The organism is Desulfosporosinus fructosivorans, from assembly GCF_004766045.1.
GTDB lineage: Bacteria > Bacillota > Desulfitobacteriia > Desulfitobacteriales > Desulfitobacteriaceae > Desulfosporosinus > Desulfosporosinus fructosivorans.
This window is the reverse complement of record NZ_SPQQ01000002.1, coordinates 318,532-343,851: the sequence shown is the minus strand read 5'-3', so window position 1 is coordinate 343,851 and position 25,320 is coordinate 318,532. Positions and strand designations below refer to the sequence as shown.

Genomic DNA, 25,320 nt, shown 5'->3' with positions numbered 1-25,320 from the left:
TTAGAGAGCGATTATTGACTTGTATGGTTCTCAATACCTGCAATTGGGACATAAATTATTAATTCAGAATATTCTTCCAATTTAAGTAATAGTAAGATAGTATGTATATAAATTGATATATATACATACTGCATTCCAGAGATAGGGGGCATAAAAGATGAGCGGGAATATGGGAATAACATTTCGAGCTATGATTAACTCAATTAGTGATGGCATCTATATATGCGATTATGAAGGATACTGTATTGCACATAATGACGCTTTCTTGCGTATCACAGGGATCCCTATGGATGTCACAGGACGGCATGTGAGCACGCTTCTTGACGATCACTTGATATCGGATTCAGTAACTATTGAGGTTATTAACAGTAGACAGCGTGTGTCTAAGGTGATTTCTTATCCTAGCGGGTGCGAGGCCTTGGTAACTGGTAATCCGTCTTTTGACGAAGAGGGCAATTTGATTAACGTGGTGTGCGAAGTGCGTGACTTAAGCGAACTGAGTACCTTGAAGAATGAATTAAAATGTTCTAAGCAGCTTAATAAGCAGTACCGAGAGATCCTAATAAACTATGGTCCGACTATGATCAATGCCTCCCGGAAAATAACGGCGCGCGATCCCAAAATGCAAAACATTTTAGACGCACTGCCTAGGATCGGAGATTCTGACGCGACTGTGCTGATCTATGGTGAGTCCGGGGTGGGGAAAGGCTTAATCGCCTCCCTCCTTCACGAGCACAGTGGCCGCAGTGCTAATGGAAAGTTCATAAAAGTGGACTGTAGTGCCATTCCACCCTCATTAATAGAATCAGAACTATTCGGCTATGAGGGAGGAGCATTCACAGGAGCACGACGAGAGGGCAAGGTGGGGTTGTTGGATCACGCCAACCATGGTACGGCCTTCTTGGACGAGATCGGTGAATTACCCCTGCTTCTCCAAGTTAAACTTCTGAGTGTTTTGCAGGACCATAAAATACAGCGCGTCGGAGGAACTACGCCGCTAACGATGGATATTCGGTTCGTGTGTGCCACCAACCGAGATCTAGAGAAGATGGTGGAGGAGGGGACATTTCGTAAGGATCTCTTTTACAGACTAAATGTAATACCTATCGCTATTCCACCTCTGCGGGAACGAAAAGAGGATATTTTCATGTTAACGTTGTCTTTCTTAGACAAGTTTTGCCAAAAGTATCAACGCAGTTTGAGTTTTATCTCGGAAGCAATGGATTGCTTATACGAATACTCTTGGCCTGGAAATGTGCGTGAACTTGAGAATGTCGTAGAACGATTAGTCGTACTTAATCAGACTGGTATAATAGAGAAAGCAGATTTGCCGGAGAAAATTCGGCGGGCAAATCAGGTTATCGTTCTGCAACATACCGATTTCTCAAGTCGAAAAGACCGGAAAATAATCCCTCTGAAAGCGGCGGTGGCAGCCACAGAACGACAATCGATTGAGCGAGCCCTCCGACAAAATGTTCAACTCGGTCCTGCTGCCCAGGCTCTCAGTATTGACATCTCCACCCTTCTGCGCAAGTGTAAGAAACTTGGAATCATGCGAGGTTCAGCATCGGCAAAAATGCGGTGAATAGGTAACTTTGCTTGGGCTAAATTGCCTAAGGTCTTCACTGTAATACGATAGCAATTAGTCCCCAAGACCTAATACCTATGGCTTTTGCTATATTTCCGAATATTCAATATTGTGGCACAACTCTTGCACTAGTATAACCATTAGAAGCAGGAAGGGGGTGCCATATTTTTATTCTGGCGTTATCAATTGACTGGGATGAAAACAAGTAAGTGAGTTAAGCAAAAGCTATACGTAGCCATAGATCTAATAGGTAGGAGGGGGAAAATCATGAGACCAGTGTATATGGTGTCCGGTGGGATCACAAAATTCGCCAAATCCACACCGAAAAAGGATTTTCGTTATATGGCCAAAGAGTCCTTTGATCAAGCTATGGCCGATGTGCCAAATTTAACACTAGACCAGATTGACGGTTCAGTTATCGCCTATTTTTCAGATCACTTTACCCGCCAGTTGATGGCAGGAATTATGGTTCAAGATTATTTGGGACTTACGCCAAAACCATCTAAACGAGTAGAATCCGGTGGAGCTACTGGAGGAATGGGCTTTCAGACAGCTTGGGAGGCCATTGCCAGTGGAAGGATGAACGTCTGTGCTGCCGTTGGCTTTGAAACGATGTCCCATGTGAATACCTGGAAGGGAAATGAGTTTATCGCCCTGGCATCAGATGTTAACTTTGATTACCCAGTCGGTGGTTTTTATACCGGCTATTATGCAATGATGGTCAAACGACATATGCATGAATTCGGTACAACAGAGCGGCAACTAGCAGCGGTATCTGTTAAGAATCATGGCAACGCACTGCATAATCCGTATGCCCAGTTCCCCGCGGAACTAACGATTGAAGATGTACTCAACTCCGAAATGGTGGCTGATCCATTAAAACGTTTGGATATTTGCGTCATGTCAGACGGAGCAGCTACAGCGATCTTAGCCTCGGAAGAAATGGCTTTTAAGTTAACGGATAAACCAATCCTGATTAGCGGCGTGGGTACGGGAACAGATGCTATGCGTTTGTCGGATCGACCTTCACGCGAAGTCATCCTTCTTAATCACGAACGCGCTGAGGATTATAAAGGCTTGAAATACCCAGGGGTCCATTCCTTCAGGGGAGGTCGAGTCGCAGCGAAAGAAGCATACAAAATGGCTGGGATCGAAAACCCGATCGAGCAGCTTGATTTCGTAGAGCTCCACGATGCATTTACTTCCTCGGAAATTCAAACCTATGAAGATTTAGGTTTGTGTAAATACGGAGACGGTGGAAAATTCGTAGAATCGGGAGCAGCTAATGTCAACGGAAGAATGCCTGTAAATCCTTCAGGTGGACTGTTAGCTTGCGGTCATCCAGTAGGAGCGACGGGATTGATGCAATCCGTCTTTGCCCTTTGGCAACTGCAGGGGACCATCGGTCAACATTTCGGCGGGGACGATACACTGCAAATTAAAAATGCCAAACGAGGTTTGATTCACAGCCATGCTGGGACGGGTACCTATATTACCTGTAGCATTCTCGAAAGGGGGTTCTAACCATGAGTGAAAAGAAAGTTGCATTGCCAACCAAGATGGAAGAAGTCGAACAAGGATGTGTTCTATATAACATCGATCCCATCGTCATGAAATACCACTATGAAGTGGATTACATTCATAGCTATGCTCAAGACTCACCCTTTTTTGAGGGCTTAACGAAAGGAGAGCTCAAAGGGAGTAAATGCACGAAGTGCGATGGTACGTTTGCGACCCCCCGTAGTCACTGCATGACCTGCGGAGCAGAGACAGAATGGATGCAGTTACCGTTGAAGGGAAAAGTGCATACCTATACGACGTGTTATTTCGGGGGACAAGAATTTCTCGCAGAAACGCCATTTACCCTCATTATGGTCGAATGGCCCGGGGTTGACACTCTTTTCTTGTCTCGCCTAATTGGAGTAGCTCCAGAAGATGTCAAAATCGGTATGGATATTCAGGCGAAGTTTAAACGCTTGAGTCAGTTCAAACCCACTGATGTCTATTTTGTTCCCACTTGATAGGAACTGAAGGAGGTAGAGTTAAATGTTTGGTTTAACAGAAGATCAAAAAGCATTGCGTGCAATGGTTCGTTCCTTCGCCGATGATGTTGTAGAGCCTGGAGCAGAGGAACGTGATCGTACGGGTGAATTCCCACTGGAAATAATTAAAAAGATGGGTGAACTTGGACTTTTAGGGCTACCATTTTCAGAGGATGTAGGAGGAACGGGTGGAGACACGGTCAGTTATGCACTAGCTGTTGAGGAACTATCCCGGGTATGTGCCTCGACAGGGATCACTTATGCAGCATTACTTTCGCTCGGGATAAGTCCGATATACTACTTCGGTACTCCTGAGCAGAAGGAAAAATACCTACCTTCCTTATTTAGTGGAAAATATTTGGCAGCCTTTGGTTTAACAGAGCCTGGGGCAGGCTCTGACTCAGGCGGTACGAGAACCAGAGCTCGTCGAACGGACAAAGGGTGGGTACTCAACGGCTCGAAGTGTTTTATTACCAATGCAAGTTATTCGGGAGTTGTTACTGTAACAGCTCTTACCGACTCTTCGAAAGGAACCCGTGGGATAAGTTCCTTTTTAGTGGAACCAGGTACTCCAGGATTCCAGATTAACACGCCTTATGACAAAATGGGACTCCATGCTTCCAACACTACGGAACTTGTTTTTGAGGATGTTGAAATTCCAGCAGAAAATCTCTTAGGTGAGGAAAACAATGGTTTTCGTCAATTCATGAAGATATTAGACGGTGGTAGGATTAGCATAGGCGCAATGGGAGTGGGCATTGCGCAAGGTGCACTTGATAAGGCTTTGAAGTATTCCATGGAGCGAATGCAATTTGGGAAAACTCTAAGTAGTTTTCAGGCCATACAGTTCAAACTGGCTGACATGGCTACCCAAACGGAATTATCGCGACTAATGATTTTGCGGGCGGCAAGCCTTAAAGATGCCCGCTTGCCTTTTGGAAAAGAATCAGCTATGGGCAAACTGCATGCTTCAGAAACTTCAGTCAAGAACTCACTAGAGGCCATCCAGATTCACGGTGGATATGGATATATGAAAGATTATCACGTTGAAAGATATCTGCGAGATGCCAAGTTACTTGAAATTGGGGAGGGTACGTCAGAAATTCAACGTATAGTTATCGCAAGGATGTTGGGTTGCAGGTAAAAGGCTTTAATTTGGGAGCTGTAACTGTATTGACATCTCGGCACTTTTGCACAAATGCTAAAGGCTAGGGATTGGCTAGCAGTATCATTGGCGTAAATGCCTTGTATAGGCAACTTTGCCTGTGCTAAGTTGCCTATGTCTTAGGACGAATTGCAATGACATTTGGGCGCTGAGCCCTGAATGTCTGGGCCTCACACATAATATTTCCGAATATTCAATATCATGGCACAACTTTTAGTCTGATTTTTCGTTAGCCTATCATCACGAAATATAAGAAGGCTATGTCGTGAAGAAAAAATTTTGCAGTCATAAGGATGCTTGGTTGGAGTAGGGGGTATAAAGAGATGAGCTGGTGTCCCGAAATGACGTTTCGAGCTATGATAAGTTCCATTAGCGATGGCATCTATATAACGGATTCCAATGGATACTGTATTGCTCATAATGAAGCCTTCCTACGTATCACTGGGATTCCTATAAACGTGGTGGATCGAAACGTTAGCACTCTGATCGACGATAACTTGATATCGGAATCGGCGACACTGGAGGTCATTCGTACCCGGCAGCGAGTGTCTATAATAACCGTCTTTCCCAGTGGTTGCGAGGCCTTAGTAACAGGAAACCCAGTCTTTGACGATGCTGGAAACTTTTTCAACGTGGTTTGCGAGGTGCGTGATTTAAGCGAACTGAACTCCTTGAAGGATGATTTAAAACGTTCTAAACAGCTTAATAAGCAATACCGGGAAATTCTAGTAAGCTACAATCCTGCATTGAATAACGACGAACAGAAAATTACGGTTCGTGACCCTAAAATGCAGAGTATCTTGGATGAGCTGCCAAGGATCGGGGATTCTGACGCAACAGTGCTGATCTACGGTGAGTCGGGTGTAGGAAAAGGGTTAATCGCTTCCCTGCTTCATGAGCATAGCACTCGTAGTACTAAAGGGAAATTCATAAAGGTGGATTGCAGTGCCATTCCATCCTCATTAATAGAATCAGAATTATTTGGCTATGAGGGAGGATCCTTCACAGGGGCACTACGAGAAGGCAAGGCTGGATTGTTGGATCAGGGCAACCACGGTACAGTCTTCTTGGACGAGATTGGCGAGTTACCCCTGCTTCTCCAGGTAAAACTGCTTAGTGTACTACAGGACCATAAAATTCTTCGTGTTGGAGGAACTACGCCTCTGTCGATGGACATTCGGTTCGTATGTGCCACTAATCGGAATCTGGAGAAGATGGTGGAGGAGGGGACGTTTCGGAAAGATCTCTATTATCGGTTAAATGTCATACCTGTCGCTATTCCACCTCTGCGGGAACGCAAAGACGATATTTTTGTGTTAACCATATCCTTCCTGAATAAATTTTGTCAGAAATATAATCGCAATGTAAGTTTTGTTCCAGAGGCTATGGACTGTTTATACGAATACTCTTGGCCAGGCAATGTGCGCGAGTTGGAGAACATTGTGGAACGGTTGGTCGTACTTGGTCAGAGTAGCTTGATTAAGAAAATAGATTTGCCTGAGAAAATCAGGAGGGTAAGTCCGACTATGGTTTTAGCGGATATCGATATCTTACATCCTAACGAGCAGGAAATAATCCCGTTGAAGGCGGCGGTGGCAGCCACAGAACGTCAATTGATTGTGCAAGCTTTTCAGCAAAACGACCACCTCGGTCCTGCCGCTCAGGCTCTTGGTATTGACATCTCAACCCTTTTGCGAAAATGCAAAAAGCTGGGGATTAAACGAGTTGCAACATCAACGGTGGAGATGCCTGTATAAGTATCGTTTGCAGTGTTAGGGAGGTTGAGATTACAAATGACAAATGTAATAAGTCTAAACGAAGCGATTAGCAAGCTCGAGAATGGAATGACCATCATGGTGGGAGGGTTTATCGGGTGTGGAGCACCCAATGAACTATTGGAAGAAATCTGTCGTAAGGAAGTCAATGGGCTGACCCTTATCGCCAATGATACAGGTATTCTCGGGGATGCGATGTCCCAACTCATTGTACAACGTTGCGTTAGTAAACTCATCGCAACTCACATTGGCACTAATAAAGAAACTGGGAGGCAAATGTCAGCTGGTGAGCTTGTTGTAAAGCTTGTACCCCAAGGTACGTTAGTCGAGCAAATTAGAGCAGCGGGCGCGGGTTTAGGAGGAATTTTGACTCCAACTGGAATTGGAACGATCGTGGAGGATGGTAAGCAAAAGCTTGTTGTCAATGGTAGCGAGTATCTTCTGGAACTCCCTGTTCGCGCTAATGTGGCATTATTAAATGCCTATAAAGCGGATAAGGCTGGGAATCTCGTTTATCGTCGTGCTGCTCGGAATTTTAATCCTGTAATGGCAATGGCGGCTGATTTAGTTATCGCTCAAGTGGATAACATTGTTGAAATTGGAGAAATTGACCCGGACGAGGTCATGACACCAGGTATTTTTGTTGATTTTTTAGTTCAGAAACAGCCGCGGGAGGTGACCCATGTTGGACAATGAAGCAAGGATGAGGTGGCTAGTAAAACGAGTGGCTCGAGAGTTTAAAAACGGAGATGTTGTTAACCTAGGGATCGGGATCCCGACTAAGGTTGCAAACGCTCTACCCGAAGGAATAAAAATTATTCTACAATCCGAAAACGGATACATGGGTGTTGGTCCTGCTCCGGAAGTCGGAAAAGAAGATCCTGATACAGTTAATGCCGGAGGGCAATATGCTACCATCTTACCGGGCGGTTGCAGTTTTGATAGTGCTATGTCTTTTGCCATCATTAGGGGCGGTCATGTGGATGCTACAGTATTAGGAGCTCTTCAAGTGGACGAAGAAGGAAATTTAGCGAGCTGGATGATTCCAGGGAAGATGGTTCCTGGAATGGGTGGAGCAATGGACCTAGTAGTTGGTGCGCGACGAGTTATTGTTGCCATGGAGCACGCTACTAAAAATGGAGGCTTAAAAATCCTGAAAAAGTGCACATTGCCTTTGACGGCAGCAAAACAAGTTAATCTAATTGTCACGGATATGGGGGTCATAGAAGTTACTCCCCTGGGTTTAGTTCTTAAGGAGATGGCACCGGGCTTAACCTTCGAGGAAGTGCAAGCTTGTACAGAGGCGATTCTGATTACTCCAGAAAAAGTCGCAGTATGACTTATGTTTTCAGTTGAAATCATAGTATAGAAATATTGCATAAGAGAAATAATTAACATTTTATATCAAGCCTGTGCTATAAAATAGTATGGGCTTTACTCCTATATGTTCTGAAGTTATGGTAACTATAGCTTGAGGTTAGGAATGTATCCCACAGATGATTAGAATATTCTGTTCACCTCTGTCGATATAGATCCGATAGTATCGGCTTAATTGGCATACTGGGTTTGAGCAATCGCAAAAATGCGGTGAATAGGTAACTTTGCCTGGGCTAATATGCCTAGGTCCTCAACAGATATGTGATAGCAATTAGTCTCAAAGGTATGGAGCAAAGGCTAGACGCGATATTTCTGAATATTCAGTATTGTGGCATAACTCTTGCTTTAATCTAACTACTATAAGCAGGAAGGGGGTGCTATAAAAAATAATCATCATCGCTCAAACTTAATTTAATCGAACTATTGTCCATCTTACGTAGATGGCTAAGGGATTGCGAGGTATGTTGAATATATTTCCAAGGGAGGAATTAAACAAGGGTCTGGGTAAAAAGGTAAAGGAGGGTATTTATGTACAGTGAAGAGTATCGGAGAAAGTGTGTCTCTGCCGATGAAGCCGTAAAACTCGTTCGCAGTGGAGATTGGATTGAATTTTCTTGGGCTGCAAGTATGGCGTGTTTATTAGAGGAGGCTTTAGCCAGGAGGACAGAGGAACTTCAAGATGTTAATATTCGTGCAGCTGTGCTTATGAAGCCGTCGGCTATTCTGGAGAGCGACCCAACAGGAGAGCATTTTACTTGGAATAGTTGGCACCTCAGCGGGCGCGAACGAATATTAGTTCAAAATGGTCAAGCGTATTACATTCCTATCAAATATTCAGAGGTTCCTCGGTGGCTCCGCGAGAATTTACAGACAGATGTTGTCGCTATTCAAGTTGCGCCAATGGATGAACATGGGTACTTCAGCTTTGGGGTTACGGTATCGCATTATTCGGCAGCGATTGAAAAGGCTCGTACAGTCATCGTTGAAGTTAATGAAGATATGCCCAGTGTCCATGGAGGGTATGATCATATGGTCCATATCTCAAAAGTGGATTATGTTGTTGAAGGAGGGCACAGAGGACTTCCTGAATTACCTTCGGCCCCTGCCTCTGAAATAGATAAACAAATCGCCGGATATGTATTGTCTGAGATTAAGGACGGAGCCTGTATTCAGTTGGGAATTGGAGGAATGCCGAATGCATTAGGACAGATGATTGCTGAATCGGATCTTAAGGACTTAGGGATTCACACGGAAATGTTAGTAGATGGATTTGTGGATATGGTTGAAAACGGAAGAGTTAATGGATCGTGCAAACAACTTGATCGAGGTAGAATCACTTTTTCCTTCGCGGCGGGAACCCAGAAACTATATGATTTTATGAAGAATAATCCATCACTAGCCGCTTATCCTGTGGATTACACTAATCATCCCTGTAATGCTTCGCGAAATGACAATCTAATTTCCATCAATAGTTGTTTGGAGATCGACTTGACTGGTCAAGTATGTTCAGAATCAGCAGGCTCTAATATGATGAGTGGTTCTGGTGGTCAGCTTGATTTTGTGGAAGCCGCATACAATTCGAAAGGAGGCAAAAGTTTTATCTGTTTACCCTCCACTTATAAAGATAAACAAGGGCAAGTTAAGTCCCGCATCAAAGCGCTTATGACACTGGGTGCTGTGATTACAGATACTAGGACGACCGTCCATTTCATCGTCACAGAGTATGGTAAGGTCAATCTTAAAGGGTTGTCGACTTGGCAACGAGCAGAAGCTTTGATTTCAATTGCTCATCCTGATTTCAGGGAAGAATTAATTGCTGAGGCAAAAAAACTTAAGATTTGGCGCGTTAAAACCTAGGGCGTTTCACCCTTATGGTTACACTTCTATGAATTCCAATCAAGAAAAAACAAGGAGTGGAAGGTTATGAGTGTTACCCTTTCTATCGATCATCATATTGCTCGGATTGTAATTGACCGACCTGAAGCCTTCAACGCCATGAATGAGAGCATTTTACTTCAAATAAAGGATGCTGTTGATACCATACAAAAAAATGAAGATATAAGGGTTGCAATTTTTATGGGTGGCGGTACTAAGAGCTTTGTTGCTGGCGCAGATATAAGCTATATGTCTTCTATGACCCCTCTTGAAGGTGAAAAATGGGCTAAACTTGGTCAAAGTGTTTTTTCGACCATTTCGGAGTTAAGGTGTCCCTCAATTGCGGCAATTCAAGGTTATGCTCTGGGTGGTGGCACAGAATTAGCCATAGCTTGTGACCTGAGAATTGCAAGTGAAAAAGCTTGTTTTGCACAACCTGAGGTGAAGCTAGGCATAATCCCGGGGTTCGGCGGTACACAACGCTTAACTAGATTAATTGGTCCAGGCAATGCAAAACAAATGATTCTTACAGGTAATCAATTTAGCGCTCAGCAAGCATTAGCGATGGGGCTCGTAAATGAAGTAGTACCTCACGATCAGCTCACAGAACGAGTCGATGCTCTGGCTCTAAGCTTAGCAAGTGGATCACCTAATGGAATTCGATTAGCCAAAGAGGCGATTGAGCATGGATTGCAGAGCTCCCTAAATGAAGGGTTGCAGCTCGAGGCGGCTTTATTTGGGTTGTGTTTTGCTTCTCCTGAGCAACGGGAAGGTATGACTGCCTTTTTGGAAAAACGCAAGCCCAAGCTTTAAGGTAGCTTCCAAGAAGGAAGGCTATCGTTGAACGTAGCAAAGGAAATTACCATAATGTGGATTTAGACCTTAATATTAAACTAAATGAATAGGAGGAATATCGATGGCAGATCACAGTTCTAAACCTCGATGGGGGCAGCCTTTAACTGGTATCATTTCTACAGCTGTTCTATTACTTGTCGCACTTGTAACTTGGTTCATTTTTGCGTCACCCCAGGGAATCTTTAAGTACTATGAACATCCTGTGCTTGAATTTTTGGCTTGGATGATTTTAGTGGGTCTTTGGCAACATATGCTATTTGGAGATTGGCCATTTGCAAAGATCAAAAATCCAGTGACCCGAGGGAGCGTGGAGATTTGTATCAACATCGTGATGACCTACGTCATTATCTACGGCATCTTCCAAGGGTTCCTCGGTAAAGTCATACTTCCTCTGTGGAGTGTAGATGCATTAGTGGTTAGGGGACTCACTGAAGAACTTGCCAAAGAGTACGTCGGCGGGGCTCTTACAATGGTGGTGTTAATGGGCTTTTTCACGTATGCGTTTTGGACGATTATCTTTAAAAAGTGGCCGTGGGCAGGTAAAATAGACGGTCCTTCTGCAGGCTTGGCGGAGTGGTCGCTTACTACAGTGGTAACGATCTTTGCCTACGGATGTCTTATTTATCCCTTTTATGTAGCAGTAGCTTTAAAACAACCTTTGGCAGCGCAAGCTCCTTGGTGGGGGGGGATTGATGGGGTTTCCCACCTGAACTATATTGTTGGGATTTGGGAATGGATGGTTGTTTACTTGTTCATGACTGCAAATGTATGGTCGGGAAAACCGTTTCATCTAATTAAAAAACAGCCTTGGAGCGGGCTTGTTGCATTGGCCTCGATCATTCTGTTGGCCTATGTTTCTGTAAAAATTAGTGTATCAGGAATGGGAGCAGTATGGGGGGCAGTAGATCCTAAAGCCAGTGATGGGCCAACATCCTTAGCATGGCGCTATTACAATTCCGCCTCCCTAGCTGGATTTACCTTATTTCCCTTTTTGATTTGGAACCATTATTTTGATAATTGGCCTCAAAAATGGGGAAGCGTTGTTGGTTGGTTCATTCGAACAATTGGGGTTTTTGCACTTGCGGTAGCTCAGTTTTATATCTATTATGCGGTATGTTGGCCTTTATTGGGACTGAAGCCAGAACTCTCTAATCATGTTAACAAACCCTTAGTTTGGTTATTCTGGGCTATTATCCCGTTACTCTTCAACGATTGGTTCATGGGGAAATATCCTTTTTATAAGGCGACAGCAGAATGTGTGGATGTGATTGGATCCAAAACAACGTCAAGTTCTACTTAAAATACCAACTTTCATGCTTTTACTATACGTTCTTTGGTGATCATATCTAATTGGATAGGCAGATCGGAAATGGATTTAATAATTATGTTTTGAACAGTTTAGAGAAAAGTATTATCTTGGAAAGCAGGAATTGAGTTCCCAGCAGAGAATGATATCTGAATATACAAAATAGTTTAAATATAATGAACTGAAAAATGACAGAGGAGGGGTTGGAATGTTAAACTCTAAAGAAGATTTAACCCGAGATCAAGCTCTTGAACTACTAGAAGACTTCGCAAAACGTTGGTTAGCGCACGATGGACTATGGTTCCAAGCGATAGAGCAAGTGCGAGGACTTGACGAAGCGGTGGAACGTGATATCGAGGCTTGGAGAAGGTTTACTGTCATTGAGGCAAAAAGGATTATGGCTTTCCTTGAGTTGCCTAAAAATGGGGGACTAGACGCATTGGAAAGAGCACTCAAGTTCCGACTATATGCCTTTCTAAATGTTCAAGAATGCTCTAGACCGGACGACCGCACATTAATCTTTAAAATGCTCGATTGTCGTGTCCAATCTGCCCGAAAACGAAAAAATCTTCCTGATCACCCTTGTAAGCCGGTTGGAGAAGTTGAATACTCGTTATTTGCTGCTACGATTGACTCTCGAATTAAGACGAGTTGCATTGCTTGTCCACCAGACCCCCATCCAGAAGAGTTCTATTGTGGGTGGACATTTACCTTAGACACAGACTGATTTTTTTGATTTAGAAAATAAACATCCTGCCACAAAAGTGGGAGGATGTTTGTTTTACGGGTATAGGTTTTGACCAATCCTAATAAAAAGGCCTATGATATTTTCTAGGCTCTGAAAAGGACTAATTTGGAATGTAGACGTTCGGATACATGTATCTATCAGTAGACATATGACGAAAGGGCTGATACGCAAGTATAGTGCGAGCTAAGTGTTAAAAGGTGTAAACTTTAGTATACATCATTGGAGTGAGGATTTTATAGGATTGATATGGAAAAAAGGTCTATAACCCTTCAAAATAGCATAAATCAAGCTCAATATATCTTGATAGAGTTCCTTGGCGCGATAATTGCAAGATAATTCTGTAGATTCCGAATTAACTAACATCTGGGGGCATAAATTGGGAGAAAGGAGGAAAGCTGAACGAACTTACGAATTGTCATCAATCGCATTATTCGAAATTCTAGTATTCATACACATTTTAGCCAACAGAAATTTCAAGAGGAGGAATGTCAATGTCAGATCTCAGTTCTAAACCTCGTTGGGGACAACCCTTAACCGGTATTTTAGCTACGGCTTCATTTTTACTCATAGCACTAATAACTTGGTTTATTTTTGCATCTCCTCATGGGATTTTTAAGAACTATGAACATCCTATGCTTGAGTTTCTAGCATGGATGCTTTTAGTGGGAATATGGCAACATATTATGTTTGGAGATTGGCCATTTGCTAAGCTTAAACCAGTAACACGCGGAATTGTGGAAATCTGTATAAACATTGCGGTGGTCTATGTAATTATCTATGGGATCTTTCAAGGATTTCTTGGTAAACTTATCCTTCCACTTTGGAGTGTTGACGCCCTAGTGGCAAGAGGTATAACAGAAGAACTTGCCAAAGAATACGTCGGTGGCGCTCTTACGATGTTTGTATTAATTGGTTTTGTGACTTATTCGTTCTGGTCAATACTCTTCAAAAAGTGGCCTTGGGGTGGTAAACTTACCCAGCCTTCCCTCGGATTTGCAGAGTGGGGATTCACAACAGTGGTGACACTCTTTGCCTATGGAGCACTTATTTACCCGTTCTATGTAAGCGTAGTTTTAAAGCAACCTCTTGCAGCAGCAGCTCCTTGGTGGGGGGTAATTGATGGAGTTTCGCATTTGAACTATGTAATAGGGGTCTGGGAATGGATGGTTGTATACCTATTCATGACGGCGAATGTATGGTCGGGAAAACCGTGGCACCTTGTGAAGAAGCAACCTTGGAGTGGGTTGTTTGGCCTGGTTTCAATCATTCTTTTAGCCTTTCTTACAGTAAAGCTTACGATCTTCGGAATGGGTGCAGTATGGGGCGCCGTGGATCCGAAGGCAGCTGACGGACCGGCGTCTCTGGCATGGCGCTATTACAATTCCGCCACACTTGCTGGATTTACCTTGTTTCCGTTTTTGATCTGGAACCATTACTTTGACAACTGGCCTCAGAAATGGGGAAGTGTTGCTGCGTGGTTCACACGTACAGGGATCGTCTTTGTATTTGCTATAGCCCAATTTTTCATCTACTACTCAATATGTTTGCCATTATTAGGGCTAAAGCCTGAATTTTCTAATCATGTCAATAAACCCTTGGTGTGGTTATTCTGGTCGATCATCCCATTACTCTTTAACGATTGGTTTATGTCAAAAGTACCTTTTTATAAGTCAACAGCTGAGCATATAGATGTTGTTGGATCGAAAACAACGTCAAGCTCTAGCTCTAGCTGATAAATCACTTTTAGGAAGAAATCAAAATGTTATGGGGTGAGAGAAAATGCCGAATTATCAAGAAGTTTACCAAGAGAAACTTTGCACACCAGTAGAAGCTATTAAGCTAGTCCAAGATGGAGATTTCCTTGTCGTGCCAACAGGAGTTGGTGAACCACCGGCACTTTTAAACGCTTTGTCAGAGCATCGCCGAGAGTATAAGGATGTGAAAGTATTCCAGATTCTCCCGCTTAGGAGGTTCGGGTATATTGATCCTGAAACTGTCGACCATGTCCGCCATGTCGCCTATTTTCTGGGAGGCGCTACACGGGCAGGAGCTCAGGAAGGGTGGATCGATTACATCCCAAGTTATTTTAGCAAAATGCCTAGGATGATTGAAGATGGACTTCTAACGGTTGATACTGTCTTTACAATTTGCTCACCGATGGACGAACATGGATATTTCTCGATCAGCTTGGCAACGGATTATACGATGGCCGCGATTAAGGCAGCCCGGACGGTTGTGGTAGAAGTTAATCCCAACGTTCCCTTTGCTAATGGGAATTGCTTAGTTCATATATCTGAGGTTACAGCGATTGTCGAAGACGATGCCCCACTGACAGAAGTTGGACTGCCTAAAATTGGTCCAGTTCAGGAGGCAATCGGTAAATACGTGGCAGACTTAATTGACGATGGTTCGACGATTCAGATTGGATTTGGAGCTATTCCGGATGCAGTCGTGATGCAACTCACTCATAAACATAATTTAGGGATTCACTCGGAGATGTTCGGGGATGGAATCTTGACCTTGATTGAAAGTGGTGCGGTGACGAACCGAAGCAAAAACTACCTACCAGGCAAAGTCATTGCAACCTTTGCCTTGGGTACAAAGCGTCTCTATGACTTTATGCACCGCAATCCCCATGTGGAGATGCACCCAGTCAACTTTACAAATGACCCATGTCTAGCAGGGAAAAACGATAACCTAGTTACGATTAATGCTTCGATACAGGTGGATTTCCTTGGTCAATGCTGTTCTGAGAGCATGGGAAGTACCCCTTACAGTGGAACTGGAGGGCAATCAGATTTCGTACGGTCGGCCAATCGTTCCAAAGGAGGGAAATCCTTTATCGTGCTTCCTGCCACAGCGAAGGATGGGACAATTTCGAGGATCACACCGACCCTAACAGCAGGTTCGGCAGTAACTACCTCGAAAAATGATGTAAACTATGTCGTGACGGAATATGGAGTAGCTCAGTTGCAGGGGAAATCTGCAAAGGAACGGGCTCAAGCATTGATTGCCATTGCTCATCCCAATTTCCGTGATGAACTAACGGCAGCTGCCGAGGAAATGAACTTGCTTTAGCTCTTTCGGGATGTTGAAAACCAGGCTTGTGTTCAGTAAACAAGTCTCGATGGCTTATACGTAGAATACAAAGCACTTCTTCAAGTGAAGAAGTGCTTTGTGACGTATTTTCTGAATGATTGCTATATTGTATGATATCTGTTAATTAAGAGGAAATAACCTCCTATGAGTCGAATAATCTAATAACATCAAATTTGGGGAGGCCTGGCAATGTTAATGGATGGACGATGCAACTCGATCACCCTTGATGAAATTCTAGACAATACAAATAACGCAATCATTGCAGTTAACCTCCAAGGTCAAATTATATACGCAAATCTTGCCGTGTTTAACATATTGGAAATTCCTGCAAGGACTCTTTTGGGGGAGTCAATAACCAGCCATTTCCCTGAAACCGGGCTACTTCGAGTATTTGAAAACGGAATTGCTGAGTTAGCTCAGCAGATGAAGGTTAATAATACTGTCTTATTAAGTAATCGAACCCCAATCTATATTCATGGCGAACTCGTTGGAGCCGTGGCTGTATTCCAAGACATTACAATTCTCCAAAATTTTCTGGATAACTTAGTTATTGAGCATGAGAAGACTAAGCAGCTCCAACGCACCCTTGAAGTCGTTCTTAACACGGCTTATGATGGGCTTATCGTGGTTAACAAAGAAGGAATTGTTACTATGACGAACCAAGCTTTTGCTAATTTTTTTCAGAAAGCACCTGAGGATTTGATGGGTAAACATATAACGGAAGTATATAAAAACCCAAAATTTATTGATGTCCTAGAAACAGGCGAGCCTGTAATTGGATATATTCATGACTTAAACGGTCATGAAATCATCGCCAGCAGAATCCCGATTATCCAAGACGGTAAAATAGTTGGAGCTTTAGGGAAAGTTGTTTTCAAAGATGTTAACGAACTCTACGCCTTAACGAAAAAGGTTGATTCGCTTCGTTACGAACTGGATTATTATAAAAAAACGATGCAACAAAAAAATGACTCGGCACTGGAACTATTAAAAGGGAACAACCCAATCATGGCTTCATTGGTACAAACTGCCCAACGCGTTGCCAAATCGGGCTCGACCGTGCTCTTAAGGGGAGAAAGTGGAACTGGAAAAGAATTATTCGCGCAACTCCTGCATTCAGAAAGTTCTCGCTCACAAGGTGCTTATATTAAGGTGAACTGTGCCGCCGTTCCTGAAAATCTACTCGAATCCGAATTGTTCGGATATGAAGAAGGAGCCTTTACAGGTGCCCGTAAAGGCGGGAAAATTGGTAAATTCGAACTAGCGGATGGAGGCACGTTGTTCCTTGACGAAATCGGTGATATGGAGATGGGCATGCAAGTTAAGTTGTTGAGAGTTATCCAGGAGCGAGAAATTGAACGTCTAGGCAGCAACAAACCTCGTAAAGTTGACGTGCGTTTAGTTGCTGCCACCAACCGTGATCTCGAAGGAATGATTCGGGACAAGCAATTCCGCGAAGACTTATACTACCGCTTAAACGTAGTCACCTTAACCATCCCTCCCTTACGAGAAAGGAAGGATGATATAGAAAGTCTGATCCAAACATTTTTAAAAAAATTCAATCTCCAATTCGCGCAAACCGTTACGGATATATCAACAGAGACGCAAAACGTGCTGATGAAACACCGCTGGCCAGGTAATATCCGTGAACTTGAAAATATTATTGAACGGGCCTTTAACATGCTTGACGGCTCGGAAATTCAGATTAAACATCTTCCAAGTTATTTGCAAATCCTTGCTGGGCATGGAACACGTCCCTTCGTCGGAGGATCACTGGAGAATATTCTTGCTGGTGTTGAAAAAGAAGCGCTCATATATGCACTTGAAACCGCAAAAGGGAATAAAGTTCAAGCCGCAAAAAATTTAGGCTTATCCCGGGCTGGTTTATACAAGAAACTTAAAAAACATGACTTACACTAACTCCCTTAATTCACAATGAACTGAGTCAGTGAGCAAGGCCCCATGAGCGTAAGCTCTGATATTCCCCCTACTTTAGGAGGAAGTTTGTTTTTTCTTGGTTTGGAGAATTATTCTGAATTATGTGTAAACTTTTAGACGCATGTATCCGTTGGTAGACATGTGCCTAAAGTGAGGACAAAGGAGCGGGACGTAAATTTAGGGCGTAAAAGTGTATATCATCGTGTACAGTTCAGGAGCAAGGCATTTCGGGGATTCATAAGAATCAAAGCCCTCTAACCCTTATGAATGGCTTGATCTGGGCTTTAGAAACAGCGAATTAGATCCTTGGCATGACAATTGCAAGATAATTCAGTAGATTCGGAATACAAAGTTTAAAAGGCGGCGGAACTTGGCCAATTATCGAAACCAAAGCTAGGTACTACAGGAGTTAAACCTAGGAAGCCATGACTATCAAAAATAACTAAAGGGTGGGGGAGAGAAAATGCCGAATTATCAAGAACTTTATCAAGAGAAACTTTGCACACCAGTAGAGGCTATTAAACTGGTCCAGGATGGGGATTTTCTCATCGTACCAACAGGAGTTGGTGAACCACCGGCACTTTTAACTGCTTTATCAGAGCATCGCCGAGAGTATCATGGTGTGAAAGTATTCCAGATTCTCCCTCTTAGAAGGTTCGGGTATATTGACCCTGAAACTGTCGACCATGTCCGTCATGTTGCTTATTTCCTGGGAGGCGCTACACGGGCAGGTGCTCAGGAAGGGTGGATCGATTACATCCCAAGTTATTTTAGCAAAATGCCGAGGATGATTGAAGATGGACTTTTAACGGTTGATACAGTCTTTACAATTTGTTCCCCGATGGACGAGCATGGGTATTTTTCGATCAGTTTGGCACCAGATTATACAATGGCTGCGATTAAAGAAGCCCGGACTGTTGTGGTAGAGGTCAATCCCAACGTTCCCTTTGCCAATGGAAACTGCTTAGTGCATATATCTGAGGTTACTGCGATTGTCGAGGATGACACCCCACTGACAGAAGTTGGACTTCCTGAAATTGGCCCGGTTCAGGAAGCGATTGGTAAATACGTGGCAGACTTAATTAATGATGGTTCGACGATTCAGATCGGATTCGGCGCTATTCCAGATGCTGTCGTGATGCAGCTCACCAATAAACACGATTTAGGGATTCACTCAGAAATGTTCGGAGATGGGATCTTGACCTTAATTGAAAGTGGTGTGGTGACTAACCGTAAAAAGAATTACCTACCTGGTAAAGTCATCGCAACCTTCGCTTTGGGTACAAAGCGTCTTTATGACTTTATGAACCGCAATCCTCATGTGGAGATGCACCCTGTCAACTTTACGAATGATCCATGTCTTGCTGGAAAAAATGATAATTTAGTCACTATTAATGCTTCAATTCAAGTGGATTTCCTGGGGCAATGCTGTTCTGAGAGCATGGGAAGCACCCCTTACAGTGGAACTGGGGGGCAATCAGACTTCGTACGCTCAGCCAATCGTTCCAAAGGGGGGAAATCATTTATTGTGCTTCCTTCTACAGCCAAGAATGGAACAATTTCAAGAATCACACCAATCTTAACAGCGGGTTCCGCAGTAACGACCTCAAAAAACGATGTAAACTATGTCGTGACTGAATACGGTGTAGCTCAGCTGCAGGGGAAATCTGCTAAGGAACGTGCTCATGCCCTGATTGCCATTGCTCATCCAGATTTCCGTGAAGAACTAACGGCAGCTGCTGAGAAAATGAACTTGTGTTAGACAAGTAAACTGGTTTAACTAAAGTTGAGCATTGATACTTTGGTGGGGAAAGCCTCCGGTATGATAGTCTCAAGTACGATAGTCTCCACCACTCCCACTTGTAGAGGTGGGAGTCTACTAAAAATAAAGGAGAGATTTAATGACCAGAGCAGTAATTGTGAGTGCAGCCAGGACCCCTTTCGGCACGATGGGCGGAAGTCTCAAGGATATCCCCGCAGTTGACCTTGGTGCACATGTGATTCGTGAGGCACTTAAACGAGCGGAAATCCCTGGGGAGATTGTCAATAATGTCTTGATGGGGATGGTTATCCAAGGTGGAGCAGGCCAGGTTCCTTCTCGTCAAGCGAGTATCAAAGCGGGACTTCCGGTGGAGGTAACCTCAGAGACAATCAATAAAGTCTGCGCTTCAGGGATGCGTGCAGTGAGCTTGGGTGAGACCATCATCCGTGCTGGGGATGCCGATGTAATTATCGCCGGTGGAATGGAGAGTATGTCAAATGCTCCCTTTGCCTTAAAAAAAGCGCGTTTTGGTTATCGCATGGGCAATGACAGTATCATAGATTTGATGGTCAATGATGGATTGTGGTGTGCTTTCCACAATGTTCACATGGCTGTTCACGGTTCTAGTGTGGCTAAAGAGTATGGGATTTCCCGGGAGGACCAGGATGCCTTTGCGTTTCGTTCTCAACAGTTAGCGTCTCAGGCTATCGAATTGGGTAAGTTCGCCGAGGAGATTGCTCCGGTGGAAATTCCACAAAGAAAGGGAGAAGCTCTTTGGTTTGCAGTGGATGAAGGACCACGCCGGGAGACTACCCTTGCAAAGCTCGCCTCCTTACCGCCTATTTTTGTCAAAGACGGAACGGTCACAGCAGGAAACGCCCCCGGTGTTAATGATGGGGCTGGAGCAATGGTTCTGATGAGTGAGGAAAAGGCCAGGGAAATGGGTAAAAAGCCGCTGGCGACAATCCTCGGGCATGCCAGTGTTGCACAAGAAGCCGCTTATATCGCCACAACTCCTGGTTTGGCCATTAATAAACTCCTCAAACAAAAAGGAATGACCATTCAGGATATTGACCTGATTGAAGCTAATGAGGCCTTTGCGGCGGTCGCCCTTACGAGTCAAAAAATTGCTAAGTGGGATCCTTCTAAAGTCAATGTCAATGGTGGGGCCATTGCCTTAGGGCATCCCATTGGGGCCAGTGGAGCGAGAGTTATTATGACCTTGATTTATGAGTTGCGTCGTCGTGGAGGGGGTATTGGGATTGCGGCGATCTGTAGTGGGGCAGCACAGGGAGATGCAATTATGCTTGAGGTGTACGGAACCTAGAAGGAAAAGGTGTAGATATCGAAGGGGGAAATGGGATGGACTTTCAGTTTAACCAGGACCAACTGATGATGCAGAAGATGGTGCGAGATTTTGTCCAAGAAGAAATCGTTCCAATAGCCATGCAAACCGATGAGACGCATGAATTTCCTTTAGAGACTATTCATAAAATGGGTGAGCTTGGACTCATGGGAATTCCTATCCCCGAGGGCCACGGTGGTGCGGGTGCAGACTTCTTATCCTATATTTTAGCGATTGAAGAAATTGCCAAGGGATGCGCTTCTACAGCTGTAATTTTAGCGGTCCATACGTCGGTGGGAACATTCCCTATTCTATATTTCGGAACAGAAGAGCAAAAACAAAAATATCTGCCAAAGCTTGCCAGTGGAAAGTTCATTGGGGCGTTTGCTCTAACAGAAGCCAATGCTGGTTCGGATGCGTCGAGCCTTCAAACGACGGCCGTGCGTAAAGGAGACCATTACATCCTGAATGGTACAAAGCGCTTTATCACGAATGCTGGTTATGCGGATGTCTATTTGGTTATGGCCTCCACAGATCGTGCTAAAGGGCCCCATGGAGTCACTTCATTTCTGGTGGATAAGGATACACCGGGCTTTAAAGTTGGGAAAAAGGAAGAGAAGATGGGTCTGAATGGCTCAGCAACGTGTGAACTGATCTTTGAAGATGCTATGGTGCCCGTAGAAAATCTTTTGGGAGCGGAAGGCCAAGGCTTCAAGGTCGCGATGAGTCTTCTGGATGGTGGACGGATCGGAATCGGTGCTCAAGCTTTGGGGATCGCTGAGGCGGCGCTTGAAGCAGCACTCGCGTATTCGCAGGAGCGGGTGCAGTTCAAACAAGCCATTGGCAACTTTCAAGGAATTCAATTTATGCTTTCAGATATGGCAACCCAAATTGAAGCAGCAAAACTATTAGTTTATCAGGCAGCCTCCCTTCGAATGGCCGGGCTACCCTATGGCAAACAAGCCTCAATGGCTAAGATGTTCGCCAGTGATACAGCGGTCAAGGTAACGGCAGATGCAGTGCAAATTTTCGGTGGGTATGGATATTGTAAGGAGTACAAGGTTGAGCGCTACATGCGGGATGCCAAGATTACGCAAATTTACGAGGGAACTAATCAGATTCAGAGGATTGTTATTGCAAAACATTTAAGAGCTTAGAGGATTCCAGTGACTCGTTTAACTAAGTGGGAGTCCCGGGATAGGATTTAAGTTCATGAGGAAGAAAATGAGTCTAGTCAAGAAAATGGAGGGTAAGTTATGAAAACAATCATGGTTATAGGGGCTGGACAAATGGGGGGAGGGATCGCTCAGGTTGCTGCCCAAGCAGGCTACTCTGTCATTTTAAATGATATCAAAGATGAATTTGTCATGCGGGGTCTTGGAATCATTCAGAAGAACCTCAGCCGGAGCGTAGAAAAAGGAAAACTTGCGTCTGAAGATAAAGAGGCTGCTCTAAGTCGTATTACTAAATCGACCTCTCTTCAAGACGCTGCAACGGCCGACTTAGTCATCGAAGCCGCGGTGGAAAATATGGCCATAAAAGCTCAAGTTTTTTCTCAACTGGATGTCATTTGCCCAAAGCACACGATACTTTCAACCAATACATCTTCTTTGCCGATTACTGAGATCGCAGCATTCACCAAACGTCCGGATCGCGTAATTGGTATGCACTTTATGAATCCCGTTCCAGTAATGAAGCTCGTCGAGGTAATTCGTGGCCTGGCTACCAGTGACGAAGTCTATAAAACGATCGAAACCTTAAGCCTAGCCATGGGTAAAACACCCGTGGAAGTTAATGATGCTCCGGGATTTGTCGCTAACAGGGTCTTAATCCCTATGCTCAATGAAGCAGTCTACACACTTTATGAGGGTATAGCTACAGTAGAGGCAATTGATAATGTTATGAAATTAGGCATGAACCACCCTATGGGCCCGTTGGCGTTAGCGGATCTAATCGGACTGGATACCGTCCTATCCATTATGGAAGTTCTTCATGAAGGCCTAGGGGATAAATATCGCCCATGCCCGTTACTCCGTAAATACGTGAAAGCAGGCTGGCTCGGACGAAAATCTGGGCGTGGCTTCTATAATTACGGAGTCTAATTCCAAGGCCGTTCAGTGAACGAGTTCAGTAAAGCTGAACAGCGAGACTTCGGTGGGGGAGTTAACCCTCAGCAAGACAGGGGGGATTACTAATCCCACTTTAAGACATGGGATTACTCCCACCTATAGAAGGAGAGTCTCAAAATGGGTGATAAAGAGGAGGTATAAAACGTGGAGTATACCAATCTTATCCTAGAACAAAACGGTGCGATCGCCGTCCTAACCATCAATCGACCGAAGGCCTTAAATGCCTTAAACGCTGACACGCTGACGGAACTGTCCACTGTGCTCGATGAGCTTGGGAGGGATTCCAGTGTCAAAGTGGTCATACTTACCGGGAATGGAGAGAAGGCTTTTGTCGCTGGCGCAGACATAGCGCAAATGAAAGACCTTAACTCTCTTGAAGGCCGACGTTTTGGACAATTAGGCCAAGCAACCTTTCGAAAGCTGGAACTATTACCTCAACCTGTGATCGCCGCTATCAATGGATTTGCCTTAGGGGGTGGATGCGAGTTAGCGATGGCCTGCGATATACGTTTGGCGAGTGAAACTGCGAAATTTGGTCAACCAGAAGTAACGCTGGGACTCACGGCTGGATTTGGAGGCACTCAACGTTTACCCCGCCTCGTAGGGACAGGAATAGCGAGCGAGCTACTATTTACAGGAGACCTCATCGATGCCCAAGAGGCTTATCGTATAGGCTTGGTGAACCATGTTTATCCTTTAGAAACTCTTATGGAAGAGGCCCAAAAACTCGCGAACCGAATTGCAGGTCGTGCACCTGCCGCTGTACAGCTAAGTAAAAGTGCCATCCAGCGTGGGAGTAACATGGACCTAGACAGTGCCCAAGCTTATGAAGCAGAAGTTTTCGGGCTGACATTTAGCACACAAGATCAAACAGAGGGGTGTGCAGCTTTTTTAGAACGACGTAAACCCGTTTTTGAAGGGAAATAAGAGAGGATGGATTGAAATGATTTTTGATTTAACAGAAGACCACATCATGATGCGTAAAATGGTTCGGGATTTTGCTGAGAAGGAATGTGGCCCGGGAGCGGAAGAACGTGATGAGACCGAAGAATTTTCGGTGGAGATATGGAAAAAAGCGGGCGCATTAGGCCTTGCGGGGATTACCTTCCCTGAAGAATACGGCGGTGTAGGAGCAGACTATATCTCTTATGCGATTGCTGTAGAGGAACTATCTCGGGTCGATGCGTCTGTAGGGGTTACCATTTCAGCCCATGCTAGCTTATGTTGCAATCCAATAGCTCTGTTTGGGACAGAAGCGCAAAAGAAAAAATATTTGACTCCTTTGGCTTCTGGTGAAAAACTCGGCGCCTTCGGCTTGACAGAACCGATGGCTGGCTCAGATGCTTCAGGGACGCGAACAATGGCTGTGCGTGATGGTGACGATTACATACTAAACGGCAGTAAAATCTTTATTACTAATGCCTCTTATGCAGATGTGTATATAGTTACTGCTCAAATGGATAAAAGCAAAGGAAATAAAGGCATTGCCGCCTTTATCCTCGAAAAAGGTATGCCTGGCTTCTCCTTCGGGAAAAAAGAGAAAAAGATGGGGATCCGTTCATCGGCTACCTTTGAATTAGTGTTTGAAGATGTTCGTGTTCCCGCGGAAAACTTGCTTGGCGCTGAGGGGCAAGGATTCAAAATTGCGATGCAGACACTTGATTTTGGAAGAATCGGCATCGCTTCCCAAGCCTTAGGAATCGCCCAAGGCGCTTATGAGCAAGCTCGTAAATACACCAAAGAAAGAGAACAGTTTGGCAAACCAATTGCTTCATTTCAAAACACTCAATTTAAACTGGCTGACATGGCCACACAAATTGAAGCTGCCCGTCTCCTAGTATATCAATCAGCTTATTTGGCTTCCCAACATAAACCGGTTGGCAAGGCTTCCGCAATGGCTAAAATGTTCGCTTCCGAGACTGCTATGGCAGTAACTACAATGGCAGTTCAACTCCACGGAGGATATGGCTATACAAGGGATTATCCTGTTGAACGTATGATGCGGGATGCCAAAATTACGGAGATTTATGAAGGGACTAATGAGATACAACGAATTGTAATCAGTAGTTTTATCCTTAAAGAATAGTAAGTGAAGTAGTTTAACTAAGTGGGGGGGAGTATACCCCCACTTTAGTAGGAGTCTCAGTGGATCAACCATTGTTATGCCTTTCTGTGTTAACTTGTTATAATTAAGAAACTGTTTATATAGACTACAGTAAATTTAGCGAAGTACCTCTCAAGGCACTTCGCTAAATAGAGTGACAGTCTTAGATTATGATTTGCATAATTAGTAATTTATTTAAGGAGTTGACTATT

20 protein-coding genes are annotated in these 25,320 nt (G+C 44.2%); all 20 read left to right on the top strand.

The features are described 5' to 3' along the window. The first annotated feature begins 157 nt into the window (after nt 1–157). Nucleotides 158–1,585 carry a sigma-54 interaction domain-containing protein gene (locus E4K67_RS05880; protein WP_135545489.1) on the top strand — a complete coding sequence of 476 codons (1,428 nt, stop codon included), beginning with the start codon at nt 158–160 and terminating at the stop codon, nt 1,583–1,585. Between the two features lie 270 nt (nt 1,586–1,855). Continuing rightward, complete coding sequence (locus E4K67_RS05875) at nt 1,856–3,112, top strand: thiolase C-terminal domain-containing protein (protein WP_135545488.1); 1,257 nt, start codon at nt 1,856–1,858, stop codon at nt 3,110–3,112. Nucleotides 3,113–3,114: 2 nt separating this feature from the next. Beyond that, nucleotides 3,115–3,609, top strand: coding sequence for a Zn-ribbon domain-containing OB-fold protein (locus E4K67_RS05870; RefSeq protein WP_135545487.1), 495 nt, complete (start codon nt 3,115–3,117; stop codon nt 3,607–3,609). Nucleotides 3,610–3,634: 25 nt separating this feature from the next. Next, nucleotides 3,635–4,774 (top strand): acyl-CoA dehydrogenase family protein, encoded by a 1,140-nt coding sequence (locus tag E4K67_RS05865; protein ID WP_135545486.1) that lies wholly within the window; start codon nt 3,635–3,637, stop codon nt 4,772–4,774. A gap of 344 nt (nt 4,775–5,118) precedes the next feature. Further along, on the top strand, nt 5,119–6,552 hold the full coding sequence (locus E4K67_RS05860) for a sigma-54 interaction domain-containing protein (RefSeq protein WP_158408401.1): 1,434 nt from the start codon (nt 5,119–5,121) through the stop codon (nt 6,550–6,552). Between the two features lie 36 nt (nt 6,553–6,588). Next, a complete protein-coding gene (locus E4K67_RS05855) occupies nt 6,589–7,266 on the top strand; it encodes a CoA transferase subunit A (RefSeq protein WP_135545484.1) in 678 nt (225 codons plus the stop codon). Then, a complete protein-coding gene (locus tag E4K67_RS05850) occupies nt 7,253–7,909 on the top strand; it encodes a 3-oxoacid CoA-transferase subunit B (protein WP_199242472.1) in 657 nt (218 codons plus the stop codon). Before E4K67_RS05855 ends, E4K67_RS05850 begins: the two co-directional genes overlap by 14 nt. 566 nt (nt 7,910–8,475) lie before the next feature. Further along, nucleotides 8,476–9,804 carry an acetyl-CoA hydrolase/transferase family protein gene (locus E4K67_RS05845; protein WP_135545483.1) on the top strand — a complete coding sequence of 443 codons (1,329 nt, stop codon included), beginning with the start codon at nt 8,476–8,478 and terminating at the stop codon, nt 9,802–9,804. A 66-nt stretch (nt 9,805–9,870) separates the two neighbouring features. Next, the gene (locus tag E4K67_RS05840) at nt 9,871–10,635 is read left to right on the top strand and encodes an enoyl-CoA hydratase/isomerase family protein (RefSeq protein WP_135545482.1); all 765 of its coding nucleotides are present in this window, start codon (nt 9,871–9,873) and stop codon (nt 10,633–10,635) included. A gap of 103 nt (nt 10,636–10,738) precedes the next feature. Continuing rightward, a complete protein-coding gene (locus tag E4K67_RS05835; RefSeq protein WP_135545481.1) occupies nt 10,739–11,977 on the top strand; it encodes a hypothetical protein in 1,239 nt (412 codons plus the stop codon). A 214-nt stretch (nt 11,978–12,191) separates the two neighbouring features. Continuing rightward, complete coding sequence (locus tag E4K67_RS05830; RefSeq protein ID WP_135545480.1) at nt 12,192–12,710, top strand: DUF6125 family protein; 519 nt, start codon at nt 12,192–12,194, stop codon at nt 12,708–12,710. A gap of 512 nt (nt 12,711–13,222) precedes the next feature. Further along, complete coding sequence (locus E4K67_RS05825; RefSeq protein WP_135545479.1) at nt 13,223–14,464, top strand: hypothetical protein; 1,242 nt, start codon at nt 13,223–13,225, stop codon at nt 14,462–14,464. Nucleotides 14,465–14,510: 46 nt separating this feature from the next. Next, the gene (locus tag E4K67_RS05820) at nt 14,511–15,809 is read left to right on the top strand and encodes an acetyl-CoA hydrolase/transferase family protein (protein WP_135545478.1); all 1,299 of its coding nucleotides are present in this window, start codon (nt 14,511–14,513) and stop codon (nt 15,807–15,809) included. 210 nt (nt 15,810–16,019) lie between these two features. Next, a complete protein-coding gene (locus tag E4K67_RS05815; RefSeq protein WP_135545477.1) occupies nt 16,020–17,750 on the top strand; it encodes a sigma 54-interacting transcriptional regulator in 1,731 nt (576 codons plus the stop codon). A 481-nt stretch (nt 17,751–18,231) separates the two neighbouring features. Then, on the top strand, nt 18,232–19,530 hold the full coding sequence (locus E4K67_RS05810) for an acetyl-CoA hydrolase/transferase family protein (protein ID WP_135545476.1): 1,299 nt from the start codon (nt 18,232–18,234) through the stop codon (nt 19,528–19,530). Between the two features lie 139 nt (nt 19,531–19,669). Further along, the gene (locus tag E4K67_RS05805) at nt 19,670–20,857 is read left to right on the top strand and encodes an acetyl-CoA C-acetyltransferase (RefSeq protein WP_135545475.1); all 1,188 of its coding nucleotides are present in this window, start codon (nt 19,670–19,672) and stop codon (nt 20,855–20,857) included. 35 nt (nt 20,858–20,892) lie between these two features. Continuing rightward, complete coding sequence (locus E4K67_RS05800) at nt 20,893–22,032, top strand: acyl-CoA dehydrogenase (RefSeq protein ID WP_135545474.1); 1,140 nt, start codon at nt 20,893–20,895, stop codon at nt 22,030–22,032. Between the two features lie 99 nt (nt 22,033–22,131). Beyond that, complete coding sequence (locus E4K67_RS05795; RefSeq protein WP_135545473.1) at nt 22,132–22,977, top strand: 3-hydroxybutyryl-CoA dehydrogenase; 846 nt, start codon at nt 22,132–22,134, stop codon at nt 22,975–22,977. Nucleotides 22,978–23,148: 171 nt separating this feature from the next. Beyond that, on the top strand, nt 23,149–23,931 hold the full coding sequence (locus E4K67_RS05790) for a short-chain-enoyl-CoA hydratase (protein ID WP_135545472.1): 783 nt from the start codon (nt 23,149–23,151) through the stop codon (nt 23,929–23,931). Between the two features lie 16 nt (nt 23,932–23,947). Beyond that, nucleotides 23,948–25,090 (top strand): acyl-CoA dehydrogenase, encoded by a 1,143-nt coding sequence (locus tag E4K67_RS05785; RefSeq protein WP_135545471.1) that lies wholly within the window; start codon nt 23,948–23,950, stop codon nt 25,088–25,090. Nucleotides 25,091–25,320: the final 230 nt, after the last annotated feature.

Bases quoted from the DNA above. Each gene is read 5' to 3' on its own strand.
- E4K67_RS05815 (WP_135545477.1), top strand. From the start codon at position 16,020: ATGTTAATGGATGGACGATGCAACTCGATCACCCTTGATGAAATTCTA.
- E4K67_RS05840 (WP_135545482.1), top strand. From the start codon at position 9,871: ATGAGTGTTACCCTTTCTATCGATCATCATATTGCTCGGATTGTAATT.
- E4K67_RS05875 (WP_135545488.1), top strand. From the start codon at position 1,856: ATGAGACCAGTGTATATGGTGTCCGGTGGGATCACAAAATTCGCCAAA.
- E4K67_RS05825 (WP_135545479.1), top strand. From the start codon at position 13,223: ATGTCAGATCTCAGTTCTAAACCTCGTTGGGGACAACCCTTAACCGGT.
- E4K67_RS05850 (WP_199242472.1), top strand. From the start codon at position 7,253: ATGTTGGACAATGAAGCAAGGATGAGGTGGCTAGTAAAACGAGTGGCT.
- E4K67_RS05795 (WP_135545473.1), top strand. From the start codon at position 22,132: ATGAAAACAATCATGGTTATAGGGGCTGGACAAATGGGGGGAGGGATC.
- E4K67_RS05880 (WP_135545489.1), top strand. From the start codon at position 158: ATGAGCGGGAATATGGGAATAACATTTCGAGCTATGATTAACTCAATT.
- E4K67_RS05800 (WP_135545474.1), top strand. From the start codon at position 20,893: ATGGACTTTCAGTTTAACCAGGACCAACTGATGATGCAGAAGATGGTG.
- E4K67_RS05860 (WP_158408401.1), top strand. From the start codon at position 5,119: ATGAGCTGGTGTCCCGAAATGACGTTTCGAGCTATGATAAGTTCCATT.
- E4K67_RS05855 (WP_135545484.1), top strand. From the start codon at position 6,589: ATGACAAATGTAATAAGTCTAAACGAAGCGATTAGCAAGCTCGAGAAT.
- E4K67_RS05845 (WP_135545483.1), top strand. From the start codon at position 8,476: ATGTACAGTGAAGAGTATCGGAGAAAGTGTGTCTCTGCCGATGAAGCC.
- E4K67_RS05810 (WP_135545476.1), top strand. From the start codon at position 18,232: ATGCCGAATTATCAAGAACTTTATCAAGAGAAACTTTGCACACCAGTA.
- E4K67_RS05830 (WP_135545480.1), top strand. From the start codon at position 12,192: ATGTTAAACTCTAAAGAAGATTTAACCCGAGATCAAGCTCTTGAACTA.
- E4K67_RS05820 (WP_135545478.1), top strand. From the start codon at position 14,511: ATGCCGAATTATCAAGAAGTTTACCAAGAGAAACTTTGCACACCAGTA.
- E4K67_RS05870 (WP_135545487.1), top strand. From the start codon at position 3,115: ATGAGTGAAAAGAAAGTTGCATTGCCAACCAAGATGGAAGAAGTCGAA.
- E4K67_RS05835 (WP_135545481.1), top strand. From the start codon at position 10,739: ATGGCAGATCACAGTTCTAAACCTCGATGGGGGCAGCCTTTAACTGGT.
- E4K67_RS05865 (WP_135545486.1), top strand. From the start codon at position 3,635: ATGTTTGGTTTAACAGAAGATCAAAAAGCATTGCGTGCAATGGTTCGT.
- E4K67_RS05805 (WP_135545475.1), top strand. From the start codon at position 19,670: ATGACCAGAGCAGTAATTGTGAGTGCAGCCAGGACCCCTTTCGGCACG.
- E4K67_RS05785 (WP_135545471.1), top strand. From the start codon at position 23,948: ATGATTTTTGATTTAACAGAAGACCACATCATGATGCGTAAAATGGTT.